Genomic DNA, 18220 nt, shown 5'->3' on the forward strand with positions numbered 1-18220 from the left:
ATGCAGGAAAATTTTAAACATACCACCGTGCTGTTGGATGAGGCTGTTAACGGCCTCAACATCAAGGAAGACGGGATCTACATCGACGGCACTTTTGGTCGTGGCGGTCATTCACGCTTAATTCTTTCGCAACTTGGTGCGAACGGGAAGCTCATCGCCATCGATCGTGACCCGCAAGCTATTGCCGCGGCCGCTGAGATTGATGATCCACGTTTTACAATTATTCATGGCCCTTTTTCTGCGCTGGCAGAATATGTCAACGAGCGTGATCTGGTTGGCAAGATCGACGGCATTTTGCTGGATCTTGGCGTCTCTTCTCCGCAGTTAGATGACGCCGAGCGTGGCTTCTCTTTCATGCGTGATGGGCCGCTCGATATGCGTATGGATCCCACGCGAGGACATTCTGCCGCGGATTGGCTGCTCCATGCTGATGAAGCTGATATCGCTTTTGTGCTGAAAACTTACGGTGAAGAACGTTTTGCTAAGCGCATTGCACGTGCCATTGTCGAGCGCAATCGTGAACAGCCAATGACGCGTACAAAAGAATTGGCTGACGTTATCGCAGCGGCAACGCCGATAAAAGACAAGTTTAAACATCCTGCGACACGCAGTTTCCAGGCGATTCGTATCTGGATTAACAGTGAACTGGAAGAGATCGACATCGCGCTGAAAGGGGCCGTTGAGGTGCTGGCAACTGAAGGTCGCTTATCCGTTATCAGTTTTCACTCGTTAGAAGATCGCTTGGTTAAACGTTTTATGCGCGATCAAAGTCGTGGTCCGCAAGTTCCACCTGGAATCCCGATGACTGAGTACCAGTTAAGAGAGTTAGGTGGACGAGAACTGAAACTGCACGGCAAGTTGGTGCCGGGCGATCGTGAAGTATCAGAAAACCCACGCGCGCGCAGTTCGGTGTTGCGTATTGCGGAGAGAACGTAAGCATGATCGGCAATGAGCGCCACAGCCTGCCCGGCGTCATTGGCGGCGATCTGCTGCGTAAGGGCAAAGTTCCGGTATTGCTGTTAATCGCCGTGATGGTTTCAGCGGTATTCGTTGTCACCACAACGCATAAAACGCGTTTGTTAACGGCACAGCGTGAACAATTAGTACTGGAACGTGATGCGCTTGATATTGAATGGCGCAACCTGATTTTGGAAGAAAACGCCTTGGGCGATCACAGCAGGGTAGAGCGGATCGCGACCGAGAAGCTGCAGCTGCAGCATGTTGATCCTTCACAAGAAAATATTGTGGTGCAGAAATAAGGACCTCAAACAGCGAATGAGCGGCGCAGGCAGAACGCTGAAGTTGAAGAAACCGGAAGATAAAGCCAGCTTTGTAAGCTGGCGTTTTGCGTTGCTGTGCGGCTGTATTTTGCTGGCATTAGGCGGCCTTCTCTCCCGTGTCGCCTGGTTACAGGTTATTAACCCAGACAAACTGGTTAAAGAGGGCGATTTGCGCTCGCTGCGCGTGCAGGCGGTGCCAACGGCACGTGGCATGATCAGCGATCGCGCAGGGCGCCCATTGGCGGTTAGTGTACCGGTCAATGCTATTTGGGCCGATCCTAAAGAGCTGCACGATGGCGGTGGCGTGACATTAGACAGCCGCTGGAAAGCGCTGTCTGATGCACTCTCCATTCCTCTTGATCAGCTCGCCGCTCGCGTCAACGCCAATCCAAAAGGACGTTTTGTCTATCTGGCGCGCCAGGTCAATCCAGCTATTGGTGAATACGTTAAAAAACTTAAGCTTCCCGGTATTCATCTCCGCGAAGAGTCTCGTCGTTATTACCCGGCAGGGCAGGTGACATCCCATCTAATCGGCTTCACCAACATTGATGGTCAAGGCATTGAAGGGGTCGAGAAGAGCTTTGATAAATGGCTTACCGGTGCGCCAGGCGAACGTACGGTACGTAAAGATCGCTTTGGCCGTGTAATTGAAGATATCTCTTCAGTAGACAGCCGTGCCGCACATAACCTGACACTAAGCATTGATGAGCGCTTACAGGCGCTGGTTTACCGTGAATTGAATAACGCGGTTGCCTTCAACAAAGCGGAGTCTGGAACCGCCGTGCTGGTTGATGTCAGCACCGGTGAAGTGTTAGCGATGGCAAACAGCCCAGCTTACAACCCGAATAATCTCAGCAATACGCCCAAAGAGATGATGCGTAACCGCGCTATCACAGACATTTTTGAGCCAGGCTCCACGGTGAAACCGATGGTGGTGATGACGGCGCTGCAACGCAACGTGGTCAAAGAAAACAGCGTATTGAATACCGTGCCTTATCGTGTAAATGGTCATGAGATCAAAGATGTGGCGCGTTATAACGAATTGACCCTGACAGGGGTTTTGCAGAAGTCGAGTAACGTCGGTGTTTCACGTTTGGCGTTAGCGATGCCCTCCTCAGCGCTCGTAGATACTTACGCACGCTTTGGACTGGGTAAACCGACCAATTTGGGGCTGGTCGGGGAAAGTAGTGGCTTATACCCTCAAAAACAACGGTGGTCTGACATAGAGAGGGCCACCTTCTCTTTCGGCTACGGGCTAATGGTAACGCCGTTACAGTTAGCGCGAGTCTATGCAACGATTGGCAGCTACGGCATTAATCGCCCGCTGTCGATCACCAAGGTTGATCCACCGGTTGCCGGTGAACGCGTTTTCGATGAGTCACTGGTGAAAACCGTGGTGCATATGATGGAAAGCGTCGCGCTGCCGGGTGGAGGTGGTGTTAAAGCCGCCATCAAGGGATACCGCATCGCGATCAAAACGGGTACGGCAAAAAAAGTCGGACCGGATGGGCGCTACGTCAATAAATACATTGCTTACACTGCAGGCGTTGCGCCTGCCAGTCACCCTCGTTTTGCGCTGGTGGTGGTGATCAACGATCCCCAGGCCGGCAAATATTATGGCGGTGCGGTTTCTGCGCCGGTGTTTGGTGCCATCATGGGCGGCGTTTTACGCACCATGAACATCGAGCCGGATGCGTTGCCGGTCAATGACAAGAACGAGTTAGTGACTAACAGAAGTGAGGAATCAAGTGACAGATCGTAACCTGCGCGACTTACTTGGCCCATGGGTGCCAGACGCGCCGGCACGTCAGCTTCGTGACATGACGCTGGATAGCCGCATTGCGGCATCGGGCGATCTGTTTGTGGCTGTTGCAGGCCACCACGCCGATGGACGGCGTTTTATTCCGCAGGCTATTGCTCAAGGCGTTTCGGCTGTGATTGCTGAAGCAGAAGGCGAGGCCATTGACGGCGAAATTCGTGAAATGCACGGCGTACCGGTGGTTTATCTGGCGCAACTGCATCAGCGTTTATCTGCTTTAGCCGGGCGCTTCTATCAACAGCCCGGTGAAAAACAGCAGCTGGTTGGTGTTACTGGCACCAACGGTAAAACCACTACCACGCAGCTTTTAGCGCAGTGGGCGAAACTCTTAGGTGAAACCAGCGCGGTAATGGGCACGGTCGGCAACGGCCTTTTCGGTCAACTCGTGCCCACTGAAAATACCACCGGATCTGCAGTCGATGTACAACATATCCTGCATGATCTTACCGCGAAGGGTGCCACCCTGACGGCGATGGAAATTTCCTCACACGGCTTGGTGCAGCACCGCGTGGCGGCTTTGCCTTTTGCCGCTGCGGTATTCACCAATCTCAGCCGTGACCACCTCGATTATCATGGCGATATGCAGAGCTACGAATCTGCGAAATGGCTCTTGTTCTCTGAGCATCAGGTAGGCGAAGCGATTCTGAACGCTGATGATGAGGTAGGGCGCCGTTGGTTGGCCAACCTTCCTGATGCCGTAGCGGTCACTATGGAAAATAATCTGCAGACAGGCTGCTATGGCCGTTGGTTGAAGGCGGACAATGTGACCTATCACGATGATGGTGCGCATATCCGCTTCAGCTCGAGTTGGGGCGAAGGTGAAATCAATAGCCGCCTGATGGGTGCCTTCAACGTCAGCAACCTATTGCTGGCGCTGGCGACACTGTTGGCGCTCGATTATTCACTGGATGAGTTAGTGCGCGTTGCGCCGCAACTGCAGCCGGTAAATGGTCGTATGGAAGTCTTTAGCGCCGCAGGCAAGCCGACTGTCGTCGTCGATTATGCCCACACGCCAGACGCGCTGGAAAAAGCGCTTGAAGCGGCGCGTCTGCACTGCCAAGGTCAGCTTTGGTGCCTGTTTGGCTGTGGTGGCGATCGCGACAAAGGCAAACGCCCACTGATGGGCGCGATTGCTGAGCAATATGCGGATGTCGTGGTGATCACTGATGACAATCCTCGTAGCGAAGATCCACAAGCCATTGTGAAGGATATTTTAGCCGGCCTGCTGGATCCAACGCGTGCACGCGTGGTTGCAGGTCGTGCACAAGCCGTGACCAATGCCATCATGCAGGCTCAGCCAGACGACATCGTGTTGGTGGCGGGTAAAGGGCATGAAGATTATCAAATCGTTGGCAATCGCCGCCTTGATTACTCTGATCGCGCGACTGTTGCGGCTTTATTAGGAGGCGCGGCATGATCCCGGTTTCCTTAAGCACTTTGGCAGAGATCTCGGGTGGTACGCTGTATGGCAGCGATTTAACGCTGAATGAGGTGACCACCGATACCCGCAAAGTCACGGCAGGCTGTCTGTTTATTGCCATCGTCGGCGAACGCTTTGATGCGCATGACTTTGTCGGTGAGGCAATTGCTAGCGGCGCGCTGGCTTTATTGGTGAGCAAACATTTACCCGTCGCTGTACCGCAAGTGGTGGTTGATGACACACGTTTGGCGTTTGGCAAGTTAGCCGCGTGGGTGCGTCAACAGGCGAAAGCGCGCGTTGTCGCGTTAACCGGCTCTTCCGGTAAAACCTCAGTCAAAGAGATGACCGCGGCTATTTTGCGTCAGTGTGGTGAAACACTTTATACCGCAGGCAATCTGAATAATGATTTCGGCGTGCCGATGACGCTGCTGCGCCTGACCGCTGAACATCAATATGCGGTGATTGAATTAGGTGCTAACCATCAGGGTGAGATTGCTTACACTACCGAGCTGGTTCGCCCTGAAACGGCTTTGGTCAATAACCTTGCCGCTGCGCATCTCGAAGGGTTTGGATCTTTGGATGGGGTCGCTAAAGCCAAAGGTGAAATTTTCTTAGGCTTACCTGCCCACGGTACCGCCATTCTCAACGCCGACAGCAACGACTGGCCGCACTGGCAACAACACCTGCACGGTAAAACGGTTTGGCGTTTTTCGCCTCAAGCCAAAGAGTGTGATTTCTCTGCCAGCGATATCACTGTAGGACAAGATGGCACGCACTTCACTATGCATACGCCGCGTGGCAATATCGCCATCACGCTGCCGCTGCCTGGCCGCCACAATATTGCTAACGCGCTGGCAGCCGCTGCGCTGACTCTTTCAGTAGACGCGCCGCTAAGCGCAATTCAGCTCGGCCTTAAAACACTTCAGTCTGTTCCTGGGCGCCTGTTCCCGATCCGCTTATCACCAAGCAAGTTATTGCTGGATGACAGCTACAACGCGAACGTCGGCTCAATGACTGCTGCTGCGCAGGTACTGGGTGAAATGCCGGGTTATCGCGTGATGGTGGTGGGTGATATGGCGGAACTGGGTCACGAAGCAGAACAGTGCCACCGTGAAGTCGGACATGCGGCTAAAGCTGCAGGAATTGACCGCGTATTAAGCACCGGAAAAATCAGTCACCTCATTAGTGAAAGCAGCGAAGTTGGCGAACATTTCAGCGATAAAGCCGCGTTGACTGAACGTTTATGCTCGCTGTTGTCCGAACACACAGAAATTACGGTCTTGATTAAAGGTTCGCGTAGTGCCGCCATGGAGCAGGTAGTACAGAGCTTACAGGAGAAAGGAACATGTTAGTTTGGCTGGCCGAGCATTTGGTCGCATTTTATTCCGGCTTTAACGTCTTTTCGTACTTGACGTTTCGCGCCATTGTCAGCCTGCTGACCGCCTTGTTTATCTCTCTTTATATGGGGCCGCGTCTGATTGCCTGGCTACAAAAATTGCAGATTGGTCAGGTCGTTCGCAACGATGGTCCTGAGTCGCATTTCAGCAAGCGCGGCACGCCCACGATGGGCGGGATCATGATTCTTACGTCCATCACTATTTCAGTGTTGATGTGGGCGTATCCATCCAATCCTTATGTCTGGTGCGTATTGGTGGTGCTGGTAGGGTTCGGCGTCATCGGCTTTGTTGATGATTACCGCAAAGTGGTACGCAAAGATACTAAAGGTCTGATTGCTCGCTGGAAGTATTTTTGGATGTCGGTGATCTCACTGGGCGTCGCCTTCGCCCTGTTTTTGGCGGGTAAAGATACGCCAGCGACGCAACTGGTGGTGCCGTTCTTCAAAGACATCATGCCGCAGTTGGGCTTGTTTTATATCCTGCTGGCGTATTTCGTGATTGTCGGAACCGGCAATGCAGTGAATTTAACCGATGGTCTGGATGGCCTGGCGATTATGCCAACCGTCTTTGTTGCTGCCGGTTTCGCGTTGGTAGCTTGGGCGACCGGTAACGTGAAGTTTGCTGAGTATTTGCATATTCCTTATCTTCGCCACGCAGGCGAACTGGTGATTGTCTGCACGGCGATTGTCGGCGCTGGGTTGGGCTTTTTATGGTTCAACACTTATCCGGCACAGGTCTTTATGGGCGATGTCGGTTCACTGGCTTTGGGCGGTGCGCTGGGCACGATTGCGGTGCTGCTGCGTCAGGAGTTCTTGCTGGTGATCATGGGCGGCGTGTTTGTGGTTGAAACGCTGTCGGTAATTCTGCAGGTGGGATCGTTCAAGCTGCGCGGCCAGCGTATTTTTCGCATGGCGCCGATCCATCATCACTATGAATTGAAAGGGTGGCCGGAGCCGCGCGTTATCGTGCGCTTCTGGATTATTTCGCTGATGCTGGTGCTGATTGGCCTGGCCACGCTGAAGGTACGTTAATTATGGCTGACTATCGGGGCAGGAAAGTCGTCATTATCGGGTTAGGCCTGACCGGGCTTTCTTGTGTTGATTTCTTTTTAACACAGGGTGTTACACCACGCGTGATGGATACCCGTATATCGCCGCCCGGCCTCAACCAGGTTCCAGCACAGGTCGAGCGCTATGTCGGCGGCATCAATATCGATTGGCTGCTCGCGGCCGATCTGATTGTTGCCAGCCCCGGTATTGCATTGGCGCATCCTGCTTTAAGCGAAGCTGCTGATGCGGGTATCGAAATCGTGGGTGACATTGAACTGTTCTGCCGAGAAGCGCAGGCACCTATTGTGGCGATCACCGGTTCTAACGGCAAAAGTACCGTCACTACGCTGGTCGGTGAAATGGCGAAAGCCGCCGGTTGGCAGGTTGGCGTTGGCGGCAATATCGGTTTGCCTGCGCTGAGTTTGTTGAAATCACCTGCACAACTTTATGTGCTGGAACTCTCCAGCTTCCAGCTGGAAACCACGCACAGCCTGAAAGCGGCAGCCGCAACCATTCTCAACGTGACGGAAGATCATATGGATCGTTATCCGTTGGGCATGCAGCAATACCGCGCCGCCAAGCTGCGTATCTATGAGAATGCGCAGGTATGTGTGGTGAATGCAGATGATGGATTAACCATGCCGGTGCGCGGTGCAGATACACGCTGCGTCAGTTTTGGTATCGATATTGGGGATTATCACCTGAACAAGCAGCAGGGCAGCATCTGGTTGCGGGTGAAAGGCGAAAAAGTACTGAATACCGATGAAATGAAACTGGTGGGTCAGCATAACTACACCAACGCGCTGGCTGCACTGGCGCTGGCGGATGCCGTAGGTCTACCACGCGCCACCAGCCTGGCGGCTCTGACCGCTTATAGCGGGTTAGCGCATCGCTTCCAGCTGGTGCATGAACATAACGGCGTACGCTGGATTAACGATTCTAAAGCCACCAACGTTGGTAGCACCGAAGCGGCGTTAAAAGGGTTGATAGTGACCGGGCGCTTGTGGCTGTTGCTGGGCGGTGATGGCAAGTCGGCAGATTTCACGCCGCTGGCACGTTATCTACAAGGCGACAATTTACGGCTGTTCTGCTTTGGTCGCGATGGCGATGCGTTAGCCGCGTTGCGCCCTGACGTGTCGGTACGCACTGAAACCATGCAGCAGGCGATGACGCAAATTGCTGCGCAGGTTCAGCCTGGTGACATGGTACTGCTATCGCCAGCATGCGCCAGCCTCGATCAGTTTCGCAATTTTGAGCAACGCGGTGATGCGTTTGCACAACTGGCGAAGGAGCTGAGCTGATGAATATTCCAGGCGCAGGTTTGGCCAGTTACTTCTCAAGCCGCTTGAAAGATTGGGTGATGGGATCGCGCGAAAGCGACGACACTTCGCTGGTGTTGTATGACCGTACCTTGCTGTGGCTGACTTTTGGTTTGGCGGTTATCGGCTTTGTCATGGTGACATCGGCATCAATGCCGGTGGGCCAGCGCCTCAATGAAGACCCGTTTTACTTCGCGAAGCGCGACGCGTTTTACATCTTATTGGCTTTGGGTATCGCCTTGGTGACGTTGCGCGTGCCGATGGATTTTTGGCAGCGCTACAGCAACATCATGTTAATGACATCAGTAGCGATGCTGCTGATCGTATTAGTCGTCGGTAGCTCGGTAAACGGTGCATCGCGCTGGATTGCTCTAGGCCCGCTGCGTATTCAGCCAGCTGAGTTATCTAAGTTGACGCTGTTCTGCTACCTCGCCAGCTATCTGGTGCGAAAAGTTGAAGAAGTACGTAACAACTTTTGGGGTTTCTGTAAGCCGATGGGTGTGATGGTGATTTTGGCCGTCTTGCTTTTGGCGCAGCCTGACCTCGGAACGGTGGTTGTATTGTTTGTAACGACGCTGGCAATGCTGTTTCTGGCGGGAGCCAAACTGTGGCAGTTCCTGGCGATTATCGGTTCCGGCATTTTCGCCGTGGTGCTGTTGGTCATTGCCGAACCTTACCGTATGCGGCGTGTGACCTCTTTCTGGGATCCGTGGGAAGATCCGTTCGGTAGCGGATACCAGTTAACCCAGTCGCTGATGGCATTTGGTCGCGGTGAGTTCTGGGGGCAAGGCTTGGGAAATTCAGTGCAAAAACTGGAGTATTTGCCCGAAGCCCATACCGACTTTATTTTCTCGATTATCGGTGAAGAACTCGGCTACATCGGTGTGGTTTTAGCATTGTTAATGGTATTCTTCGTCGCTTTTCGCGCAATGTCGATCGGACGCCGCGCTCTGGAGCTTGATCAACGCTTTTCCGGCTTTTTAGCCTGTTCAATTGGCGTGTGGTTTAGCTTTCAGGCTTTGGTAAATGTCGGTGCTGCAGCGGGCATGTTGCCTACCAAAGGCTTGACCTTACCGCTGATCAGTTACGGCGGCTCCAGTTTGATCATCATGTCAACGGCCATCGTCTTCTTGTTGCGCATAGATTATGAAACGCGTCTGGCGAAAGCGCAGGCGTTTACCCGAGGTGGTCGATGAGTGGTAAACGATTGATGGTGATGGCAGGCGGGACTGGCGGGCATGTATTCCCCGGTCTGGCTGTCGCCCATCATCTGATGGAGCAGGGTTGGCAGGTGCGTTGGTTAGGTACCGCGGATCGCATGGAAGCCGATTTAGTGCCGAAGCATGGCATCGAAATTGATTTTATCCAGATTAGCGGATTGCGTGGTAAGGGCATTAAAGCTCAGTTGCTGGCACCAATGCGTATTTTCAATGCATGGCGCCAGGCGCGGGCCATTATTAAAGCCTGGCAGCCGGATGTAGTACTCGGGATGGGCGGTTACGTCTCTGGGCCTGGCGGTTTAGCGGCGTGGAGTTGCGGAATCCCGGTGGTATTGCATGAGCAAAATGGCATCGCTGGATTGACCAATAAATGGTTGGCAAAAATCGCCACCAAAGTGATGCAGGCTTTTCCGGGTGCATTCCCTAAAGCGGACGTGGTGGGGAATCCGGTGCGCACCGATGTATTGGCTTTGCCTTTACCGATTGCACGTTTAGCCAATCGTAACGGCCCGATTCGCGTTTTAGTGATTGGTGGCAGTCAGGGCGCACGTATTTTGAACCAGACAATGCCAGAAGTGGCTGCCGAACTGGGCGAGCAGATTACAATTTGGCATCAAACCGGTAAAGGTGGTTTGCCTGACGTACAACAAGCCTACGTAAAAGTGGGGCAAACGCAGCACAAGGTCACCGAGTTTATTGATGATATGGCTGCCGCCTATGCGTGGGCTGATGTGGTGGTCTGTCGTTCTGGTGCTTTAACCGTTAGCGAAATAGCAGCGGCAGGATTGCCCGCCATCTTTGTGCCGTTTCAGCATAAAGATCGCCAGCAATACTGGAACGCGTTACCGCTAGAAAAAGCGGGCGCGGCGAAAATTTTTGAGCAGCCGCAATTTACTGCGGATGCTGTAGCGGACACGCTGCGCCACTGGGATCGCCAAACATTGCTGACGATGGCTGAAAAAGCGCGTCAGGTGGCGATTCCCGATGCGACCGATCGGGTCGCGCGTGAAGTGGCTCGCGCCGCAAAGTAATGAATCCGGTCAGCTCGGCTGACCTGTGCTCATGCTGAGCACAAACTGAAATAGCAGGTAATTGAGAGCGATGAATACACAACAATTGGCAAAACTGCGTTCTATAGTGCCCGAGATGCGTCGCGTCCGGCACATCCATTTTGTCGGCATCGGCGGTGCTGGCATGGGCGGTATTGCCGAAGTGTTAGCAAATGAAGGCTACCATATCAGCGGTTCTGATCTGGCGCCGAACCCGGTTACGCAGAATCTGGCTGCGCTGGGTGCAACCATCTATTTTAATCATCGCCCGGAAAACGTGACTGATGCCAGCGTCGTCGTGGTCTCCAGCGCGGTATCTCAGGATAATCCAGAGCTGATTGCTGCCCGTGAACAGCGCATCCCCGTGATTCGCCGTGCTGAAATGCTGGCTGAACTGATGCGTTTTCGTCATGGCATTGCTGTAGCGGGTACGCACGGCAAAACCACAACCACAGCAATGGTATCAAGCATTTATGCCGAAGGCGGATTGGATCCTACTTTCGTCAATGGCGGATTAGTTAAAGCAGCCGGAACGCATGCGCGTTTGGGTAGCAGCCGTTACTTGATTGCAGAAGCAGATGAAAGCGATGCGTCGTTTTTACATCTGCAACCCATGGTTGCCATTGTGACCAATATCGAAGCCGATCATATGGATACCTATCAGGGCGACTTCGAGAACTTGAAACAAACTTTTATTAATTTTCTGCATAACCTGCCGTTTTACGGTCGTGCAGTGATGTGTATTGATGACGTCGTTATTCGCGACCTGTTACCCCGTGTAGGACGTCAAATTACGACCTACGGGTTCAGTGATGATGCTGATTTTCGTATTGAGAATTATGAACAACGTGGAGCACAAGGGCATTTCACCTTAGTACGCCAGGACAAGCCGCGCTTGCAAATCACGTTGAATGCACCGGGTCGTCATAATGCGCTCAACGCAGCCGCAGCTGTGGCGGTTGCAAGTGAAGAGGGCGTTGAAGACAACGCTATTCTGGCTGCGCTGGAAAGTTTTCAGGGTACCGGTCGTCGCTTTGATTTATTAGGCGAGTACTCCACTGAGCCGGTCAACGGTCACGCGGGCAGCGCCATGCTGGTGGACGATTATGGTCATCATCCCACTGAAGTTGATGCCACGATCAAGGCTGCGCGTGCAGGCTGGCCAGATAAAAAACTGGTCATGATTTTTCAGCCACATCGTTACACGCGTACTCGCGACTTGTTCGACGATTTCGCTAACGTATTGTCACAAGTGGATGTTTTGCTCATGCTGGACGTTTATGCAGCAGGCGAAACGCCGATTCCCGGTGCTGACAGCCGCGCGCTGTGTCGGACCATTCGCGGTCGTGGCAAAGTCGATCCGATTTTAGTGCCAGATCACGATGTACTGCCGGAAATGCTGGCACCGTTGCTTTCAGGTAACGATCTGATCTTGGTACAAGGCGCAGGTAATGTGGGCAAAGTCGCACGTAAATTAGCGGACTGCAAACTGCAACCGGAACGCAAAGCGGAGGACCGTCATGGCTGAGAAAGTTGCTGTATTAATGGGGGGGACTTCAGCAGAGCGTGAAGTCTCGCTGATGTCAGGCAATGCCGTTTTAGCCGGGCTACGTGAAGCGGGCATTGATGCGCACGCTGTTGATACGCGTGATGTGTCGGTATTAAACCTGAAAGATCAGGGCTTCGCCAAAGCGTTTATTGCGCTACATGGTCGTGGTGGTGAAGACGGCACGCTGCAAGCCGTGCTGGAATTTATTGGCCTGCCTTACACCGGCAGCGGCGTGATGGCATCCGCTATCACCATGGACAAATTGCGCACCAAGCTGCTGTGGCAGGGCCGAGGTTTACCTTCTGGCCGCTTCGTCTGGCTGACCCGTCAGCAAATGGATGCAGGTCTTGACGCAGATACCCATGCGGCGATCGCGGCGTTGGGCTTGCCGGTATTTGTTAAACCAAGCTGCGAAGGATCGAGCGTCGGCATCAGTCGCGTAAACGAATTAAGCGCGCTGCCAGCAGCGTTAGAAGAAGCGTTTCGACATGACAATGATGTATTAGTTGAGGCTTTTTTGAGCGGCGGTGAATACACCGTAGGTATTGTGGGCGAGCACGTTTTGCCTTCGATACAAATAAAAGCTGCCAGCGAGTTCTATGACTATGAAGCTAAATACATTTCTGACGATACTGAATACTTCTGCCCGAGTGGTTTAAGTGCTGATCGTGAAGCAGAACTGCAGCAATTAGTGTTAGCGGCCTGGCGTGCTTTGGGCTGTAGCGGCTGGGGACGCGTGGATGTAATGGCTGATGGTGAAGGTCGTTTCCATCTATTGGAAATTAACACCTCACCAGGTATGACAAGCCACAGTCTCGTGCCAATGGCAGCGAAGCAGGCAGGAATGACCTTCTCGCAGCTGGTTGCTCGTATTGTGGAGTTGGCCGACTGATATGTCACAGGCGGCGATGAATGCACGTAACCGTGAACGTGAACCGCAAGAGCGTGTACGCTCTGGACGCAGTAACGGAGCCCGACTTTTTGGCATCATATTTTTGCTAATCGTTGTGGGCATTATGGTTTCTGGCGGGCTAGTGGTACTGAAGTGGATGAATGATTCATCACGCTTGCCGCTGTCGAAGCTGGTGGTGACCGGTCAAACGCATTACACCACCCACGATGATATTCGCCAGGCAATTTTATCACTTGGCGCGCCCGGCACGTTTATGTCGCAGGATGTGGACATCTTGCAGCAGCAAATCGAGCGACTACCGTGGATTAAGCAGGTAAGCGTGCGTAAACAGTGGCCAGATGAACTGAAGATTCATTTGACTGAGTACACGCCGGTAGCACGCTGGAATGATTTACATATGGTAGACGCGGATGGCGTCTCCTTCAGCGTACCGGCGAATCACATCGGAAAAGAAACAATGCCGATGTTGTACGGGCCAGAAGGCAGCGAAAAAGAGGTGCTGGCGGGCTACCACAGCATGGACGATGTGCTGAAAGCCCGGAAGTTTACCCTGAAGGTAGCGTCGATGACGGCGCGGCGTTCGTGGCAATTGGTTACCAGTGATGATGTGCGCATTGAACTGGGACGCAGCGACACCATGAAACGTCTGAACCGCTTTATTGAGCTCTACCCGGTGCTACTGCAGCAAGGTCAGAATGAAAGCAAACGTATCAGCTATGTCGATCTGCGATACGACTCTGGCGCTTCTGTGGGATGGACGCCGGTAGTGATGGAGCCACAGGACAGTAATCAGCAACAGAACCAGGCACAGGCTAAACAACAATGATCAAGGCAACGGACAGAAAACTGGTAGTTGGACTCGAAATTGGCACCGCAAAGGTTGCCGCCCTGGTTGGAGAAATTCTGCCCGATGGTATGGTCAATATTATTGGGGTCGGCAGTTGCCCGTCCCGCGGCATGGATAAAGGTGGCGTAAACGACCTTGAATCAGTGGTGAAATGCGTTCAGCGCGCCATTGATCAGGCTGAGTTGATGGCAGATTGCCAGATCTCCTCCGTCTATCTTGCATTATCGGGCAAACATATCAGCTGCCAGAACGAAATCGGGATGGTTCCGATTTCCGAAGAGGAAGTGACTCAGGATGATGTAGAAAATGTGGTGCATACCGCTAAATCGGTTCGCGTACGCGACGAGCATCGCATCCTGCACGTTATTCCTCAGGAATATGCTATCGATTATCAGGAAGGCATTAAAAATCCGGTTGGACTTTCTGGTGTACGTATGCAGGCAAAAGTACACCTGATTACCTGCCATAACGACATGGCAAAAAATATTGTCAAAGCCGTTGAACGTTGTGGCCTGAAAGTTGACCAATTGATTTTTGCCGGATTGGCATCCAGTTTTGCAGTATTAACTGAAGACGAACGTGAGCTAGGGGTCTGTGTTGTCGATATCGGTGGCGGTACAATGGATATCGCGGTGTACACCGGTGGCGCGTTGCGTCATACCAAAGTCATCCCTTATGCAGGGAATGTAGTGACCAGCGATATCGCCTATGCCTTTGGTACTCCGCCAACTGACGCTGAGGCGATTAAAGTCCGGCATGGTTGTGCGCTGGGTTCTATCGTAGGTAAAGATGAGAATGTTGAAGTACCCAGTGTGGGTGGTCGTCCTCCTCGCAGTCTGCAGCGCCAAACGCTGGCCGAGGTGATTGAACCGCGCTACACCGAGCTTTTGAATCTGGTCAATGACGAGATTCTGCAATTACAGGAACAATTACGTCAGCAGGGCGTGAAACATCATCTGGCAGCCGGTATTGTGTTAACAGGTGGTGCCGCGCAAATTGAAGGACTGGCGGCCTGTGCGCAACGCGTATTCCATACGCAGGTACGTATTGGTCAGCCACTGAATATCACTGGTTTGACTGACTATGCGCAGGAATCATATTACTCAACCGCAGTGGGACTGCTGCATTACGGCAAAGAGTCGCACATGAATGGCGATGCAGAGACAGAAAAACGTGCATCGGTGGGAAATTGGTTCAAGCGCATCAATAGTTGGTTGAAAAAAGAGTTTTAATTTTTGATAAAGGAGATCATGCTGGTTTTTTTAGTGATCTCCAGGCGACAGGCACATAACGGAGAGAAATCATGTTTGAACCTATGGAATTAACCAACGACGCGGTGATTAAAGTCATCGGCGTCGGCGGTGGCGGCGGCAACGCCGTAGAACACATGGTACGCGAGCGTATCGAAGGTGTAGAATTCTTCGCTGTTAACACCGACGCGCAAGCGTTGCGTAAAACAGCAGTCGGCCAGACCATCCAGATCGGTAATAACATTACCAAAGGTCTGGGCGCGGGCGCGAACCCGGAAGTGGGCCGCAACTCCGCAGAGGAAGATCGCGAAGCATTGCGTGCTGCGCTGGAAGGGGCAGACATGGTGTTTATCGCTGCCGGTATGGGCGGCGGCACCGGTACCGGTGCTGCGCCAGTTGTGGCTGAAGTGGCCAAAGATTTAGGTATCCTGACGGTTGCTGTGGTGACTAAACCCTTCAATTTTGAAGGCAAAAAGCGCATGGCATTTGCCGAGCAGGGTATTGCTGAGCTTTCAAAACATGTCGACTCACTGATTACTATTCCTAACGACAAGTTGTTGAAAGTATTAGGTCGCGGCATTTCATTGCTGGATGCTTTTGGCGCAGCAAACGATGTGTTAAAAGGCGCGGTTCAGGGTATTGCAGAACTGATTACACGTCCGGGTCTGATGAACGTCGACTTTGCTGACGTACGCACCGTCATGTCTGAAATGGGTTATGCCATGATGGGCTCAGGTGTAGCGTGTGGCGAAGATCGTGCTGAAGAAGCCGCTGAAATGGCGATTTCCAGTCCTCTGCTGGAAGATATCGACCTTTCTGGCGCTCGTGGCGTCCTGGTTAACATTACCGCTGGCTTTGACCTGCGTCTGGATGAGTTCGAAACCGTGGGTAACACCATCCGCGCCTTCGCCTCTGACAACGCAACCGTCGTGATTGGTACGTCATTAGATCCAGAAATGAATGACGAACTGCGCGTCACCGTGGTAGCAACCGGTATCGGCATGGACAAACGTCCTGAAATCACGCTGGTAACGAATAAGCCTGCCAGCCAACCGGTTATGGATCATCGCTATCAGCAGCACGGCATGTCGCCGCTGCCGCAAGAGCAAAAACCGGCTGCGAAAGTGGTTAATGACCAGACTGCGCAATCTAATAAAGAGCCTGACTACCTTGATATTCCTGCGTTTTTACGTAAGCAGGCTGATTAAGAATATCCCTATAATTGGGAATCTCCGCTCTTTGTGCTAAAGTGTCCGCCCGCTGGTAAAGTATACTGGCGGTTGGAAAGGTAATATTGCGAGATAATACGATGATCAAACAAAGGACATTAAAACGTATTGTTCAGGCGACTGGTGTCGGTTTGCATACCGGCAAGAAAGTCACACTGACATTGCGCCCTGCGTCGGCTAATACCGGGGTCATCTATCGTCGCACTGACTTGAATCCACCGGTTGATTTCCCGGCTGATGCAAAATACGTGCGCGACACCATGCTGAGTACATGCCTGGTGAATGATGAAGGCGTACGTATTTCGACGGTTGAACATTTAAACGCCGCCTTGGCGGGATTGGGTATCGATAACATTATTGTTGAAGTCGATGCGCCAGAAATCCCGATCATGGACGGCAGCGCAGCACCGTTCATCTATTTGCTGATGGATGCAGGTATCGAACAGCTGAACAGCGCGAAAAAATTCGTGCGCGTTAAGCAAACCGTGCGTGTTGAAGATGGTGACAAATGGGCCGAGATTAAGCCGTTTAATGGCTTCTCGCTGGACTTCACCATCGACTTTAAACATCCGGCAATCGACTCCAGCTCTCAGCGTTATCAGATGAACTTTTCTGCTGAAGCGTTTGTTCGCCAAATCAGTCGCGCGCGTACATTTGGCTTTATGCGTGAGATCGAATATCTGCAGTCTAAAGGCCTGTGCCTGGGCGGTAGTTTAGATTGTGCGATAGGTCTGGATGATTTCCGCGTCTTGAATGAAGACGGTCTGCGCTTTGAAGATGAATTCGTTCGTCACAAAATGCTTGATGCGATTGGTGATTTGTTTATGTGCGGCCACAACATCATTGGCGCATTTACCGCGTTCAAATCAGGCCATGCATTGAATAACAAGTTGCTGCAAGCCGTTTTAGCTAAGCAAGAAGCCTGGGAATGGGCAACTTTCGAAGACGAAGCTGAACTGCCGCTGGCATTCAAAGCACCCAATTTGGTTCTGGCTTAATTACCTCAGAACATCTAAAGCGGCTGGCAATGCTGACACCCTCTCCGGTCAGCGGCGTCAGCCGTTTTTTATTGTCTCGCTGTTCTCTCCTGAAGTGCGATGCCGCTCGCAAGTAAATCTCTTAGTTGCTGAATTGCTGAACAATCAAGCGTGTTTTCTCCCAGAGCGACTTTAATCCCAGGTGTGGACGTCCCACATTAGTGATACTATCTCAGGCGCTTTTATCGGCTTAACGCCACTGCATTACGCGGTTGGTGATCAAAAAATTGATGCGCAAATCGACTCTTGTGCAATGGAAAGGTTGTGATCGAACTTCTTTTACGCTGGCGACAATTAGGCAGACGCTATTTCTGGCCTCATCTCCTGTTGGGGATGGTGGCGGCCAGTCTTGGCTTGCCAGCGTGTGCACAAAGTTCAGAACTCAACGCATCATCAGAATCACCTGCCAGCAGTTTGTTTATCGGCAACGCTGCCCGATTCGATCATCTTATTCGCCTACAAGAAGCGGCGAGACGCCCAAACTTCACTGTGGATTATTGGCATCAACATGCTATCCGCACCGTGATACGCCATCTCTCGTTTACGTTGACGCCGCAGACGCAGGCTGAAGAGCAGGGTGCGCTACCGCTGGCAGCGCAAAAGCTGGCGTTACTGGATTCGCTTCACGCGTTACTGACTTCACAAACTGCGCTGCATACCGCGCCGCAGATAGACCGTTCTAAACCGCACTCTGCTGCCCAGCCTCATACGTATGTTGAGTGGCACGCTAAAGTAAACGGCATTCGCGCCGGACCTTCCTCATTGTTCTGCTAATCTTTTTGGTTGTTTCACACTTTTAGATTTCGCAGCCCGTGATTACACGGCTGAATTGAGAAAATATT

The 18220-nt window shown here is 52.4% G+C and carries 16 protein-coding genes; all 16 read left to right on the forward strand.

Annotated features, from left to right (window positions below; all coding sequences use genetic code 11):
• The 16 genes from rsmH to secM all read left to right on the forward strand — a co-directional run bounded on the left by rsmH (position 1) and on the right by secM (position 18152).
• Positions 1-936, forward strand: coding sequence for a 16S rRNA (cytosine(1402)-N(4))-methyltransferase RsmH (rsmH, locus tag ACF2G4_RS17675; protein ID WP_243078604.1), 936 nt, complete (start codon positions 1-3; stop codon positions 934-936).
• A 2-nt stretch (positions 937-938) separates the two neighbouring features.
• Entirely contained in the window at positions 939-1259 is a 321-nt protein-coding gene (gene ftsL / locus ACF2G4_RS17680) for a cell division protein FtsL (RefSeq protein WP_215847643.1), read from the forward strand.
• Between the two features lie 16 nt (positions 1260-1275).
• Complete coding sequence (locus ACF2G4_RS17685; protein WP_243078603.1) at positions 1276-3042, forward strand: peptidoglycan glycosyltransferase FtsI; 1767 nt, start codon at positions 1276-1278, stop codon at positions 3040-3042.
• On the forward strand, positions 3029-4516 hold the full coding sequence (gene murE / locus ACF2G4_RS17690; RefSeq protein ID WP_409075235.1) for a UDP-N-acetylmuramoyl-L-alanyl-D-glutamate--2,6-diaminopimelate ligase: 1488 nt from the start codon (positions 3029-3031) through the stop codon (positions 4514-4516). The genes ACF2G4_RS17685 and murE overlap by 14 nt, the downstream gene beginning before the upstream one ends.
• Positions 4513-5871, forward strand: a complete 1359-nt coding sequence (gene murF / locus ACF2G4_RS17695) for a UDP-N-acetylmuramoyl-tripeptide--D-alanyl-D-alanine ligase (RefSeq protein WP_409075236.1) — start codon at positions 4513-4515, stop codon at positions 5869-5871. Before murE ends, murF begins: the two co-directional genes overlap by 4 nt.
• Positions 5865-6947, forward strand: coding sequence for a phospho-N-acetylmuramoyl-pentapeptide-transferase (gene mraY / locus ACF2G4_RS17700; protein ID WP_215847641.1), 1083 nt, complete (start codon positions 5865-5867; stop codon positions 6945-6947). Before murF ends, mraY begins: the two co-directional genes overlap by 7 nt.
• A gap of 2 nt (positions 6948-6949) precedes the next feature.
• The gene (gene murD / locus ACF2G4_RS17705) at positions 6950-8266 is read left to right on the forward strand and encodes a UDP-N-acetylmuramoyl-L-alanine--D-glutamate ligase (protein ID WP_409075237.1); all 1317 of its coding nucleotides are present in this window, start codon (positions 6950-6952) and stop codon (positions 8264-8266) included.
• Complete coding sequence (ftsW, locus tag ACF2G4_RS17710) at positions 8266-9480, forward strand: cell division protein FtsW (RefSeq protein ID WP_215847639.1); 1215 nt, start codon at positions 8266-8268, stop codon at positions 9478-9480. The genes murD and ftsW overlap by 1 nt, the downstream gene beginning before the upstream one ends.
• The gene (gene murG, locus ACF2G4_RS17715) at positions 9477-10535 is read left to right on the forward strand and encodes an undecaprenyldiphospho-muramoylpentapeptide beta-N-acetylglucosaminyltransferase (RefSeq protein ID WP_332625653.1); all 1059 of its coding nucleotides are present in this window, start codon (positions 9477-9479) and stop codon (positions 10533-10535) included. Before ftsW ends, murG begins: the two co-directional genes overlap by 4 nt.
• A gap of 70 nt (positions 10536-10605) precedes the next feature.
• Positions 10606-12081, forward strand: coding sequence for a UDP-N-acetylmuramate--L-alanine ligase (gene murC, locus ACF2G4_RS17720; protein WP_215847637.1), 1476 nt, complete (start codon positions 10606-10608; stop codon positions 12079-12081).
• Positions 12074-12994 (forward strand): D-alanine--D-alanine ligase, encoded by a 921-nt coding sequence (locus ACF2G4_RS17725; RefSeq protein WP_243078598.1) that lies wholly within the window; start codon positions 12074-12076, stop codon positions 12992-12994. Before murC ends, ACF2G4_RS17725 begins: the two co-directional genes overlap by 8 nt.
• Before the next feature lies 1 nt (position 12995).
• Complete coding sequence (ftsQ, locus tag ACF2G4_RS17730; protein ID WP_215847635.1) at positions 12996-13841, forward strand: cell division protein FtsQ; 846 nt, start codon at positions 12996-12998, stop codon at positions 13839-13841.
• Positions 13838-15094, forward strand: coding sequence for a cell division protein FtsA (gene ftsA / locus ACF2G4_RS17735; protein WP_215847634.1), 1257 nt, complete (start codon positions 13838-13840; stop codon positions 15092-15094). Before ftsQ ends, ftsA begins: the two co-directional genes overlap by 4 nt.
• A 71-nt stretch (positions 15095-15165) precedes the next feature.
• Complete coding sequence (gene ftsZ, locus ACF2G4_RS17740) at positions 15166-16320, forward strand: cell division protein FtsZ (RefSeq protein WP_215847633.1); 1155 nt, start codon at positions 15166-15168, stop codon at positions 16318-16320.
• A gap of 101 nt (positions 16321-16421) precedes the next feature.
• Positions 16422-17339, forward strand: a complete 918-nt coding sequence (lpxC, locus tag ACF2G4_RS17745; protein WP_215847632.1) for a UDP-3-O-acyl-N-acetylglucosamine deacetylase — start codon at positions 16422-16424, stop codon at positions 17337-17339.
• 303 nt (positions 17340-17642) lie between these two features.
• Positions 17643-18152 (forward strand): secA translation cis-regulator SecM, encoded by a 510-nt coding sequence (secM, locus tag ACF2G4_RS17750; RefSeq protein WP_409075238.1) that lies wholly within the window; start codon positions 17643-17645, stop codon positions 18150-18152.
• Positions 18153-18220: the final 68 nt, after the last annotated feature.

This window comes from Pantoea phytostimulans, from assembly GCF_046118715.1.
In the GTDB taxonomy this organism is placed as follows: domain Bacteria; phylum Pseudomonadota; class Gammaproteobacteria; order Enterobacterales; family Enterobacteriaceae; genus Pantoea; species Pantoea phytostimulans.

Excerpts from the sequence above, each read along its gene's own strand:
- ACF2G4_RS17685 (WP_243078603.1), top strand. The coding sequence starts at position 1,276 with ATGAGCGGCGCAGGCAGAACGCTGAAGTTGAAGAAACCGGAAGATAAA.
- murD (WP_409075237.1), top strand. The coding sequence starts at position 6,950 with ATGGCTGACTATCGGGGCAGGAAAGTCGTCATTATCGGGTTAGGCCTG.
- rsmH (WP_243078604.1), top strand. The coding sequence starts at position 1 with ATGCAGGAAAATTTTAAACATACCACCGTGCTGTTGGATGAGGCTGTT.
- ftsQ (WP_215847635.1), top strand. The coding sequence starts at position 12,996 with ATGTCACAGGCGGCGATGAATGCACGTAACCGTGAACGTGAACCGCAA.
- ACF2G4_RS17725 (WP_243078598.1), top strand. The coding sequence starts at position 12,074 with ATGGCTGAGAAAGTTGCTGTATTAATGGGGGGGACTTCAGCAGAGCGT.
- ftsA (WP_215847634.1), top strand. The coding sequence starts at position 13,838 with ATGATCAAGGCAACGGACAGAAAACTGGTAGTTGGACTCGAAATTGGC.
- lpxC (WP_215847632.1), top strand. The coding sequence starts at position 16,422 with ATGATCAAACAAAGGACATTAAAACGTATTGTTCAGGCGACTGGTGTC.
- murF (WP_409075236.1), top strand. The coding sequence starts at position 4,513 with ATGATCCCGGTTTCCTTAAGCACTTTGGCAGAGATCTCGGGTGGTACG.
- ftsL (WP_215847643.1), top strand. The coding sequence starts at position 939 with ATGATCGGCAATGAGCGCCACAGCCTGCCCGGCGTCATTGGCGGCGAT.
- mraY (WP_215847641.1), top strand. The coding sequence starts at position 5,865 with ATGTTAGTTTGGCTGGCCGAGCATTTGGTCGCATTTTATTCCGGCTTT.
- ftsW (WP_215847639.1), top strand. The coding sequence starts at position 8,266 with ATGAATATTCCAGGCGCAGGTTTGGCCAGTTACTTCTCAAGCCGCTTG.
- murC (WP_215847637.1), top strand. The coding sequence starts at position 10,606 with ATGAATACACAACAATTGGCAAAACTGCGTTCTATAGTGCCCGAGATG.
- murG (WP_332625653.1), top strand. The coding sequence starts at position 9,477 with ATGAGTGGTAAACGATTGATGGTGATGGCAGGCGGGACTGGCGGGCAT.
- ftsZ (WP_215847633.1), top strand. The coding sequence starts at position 15,166 with ATGTTTGAACCTATGGAATTAACCAACGACGCGGTGATTAAAGTCATC.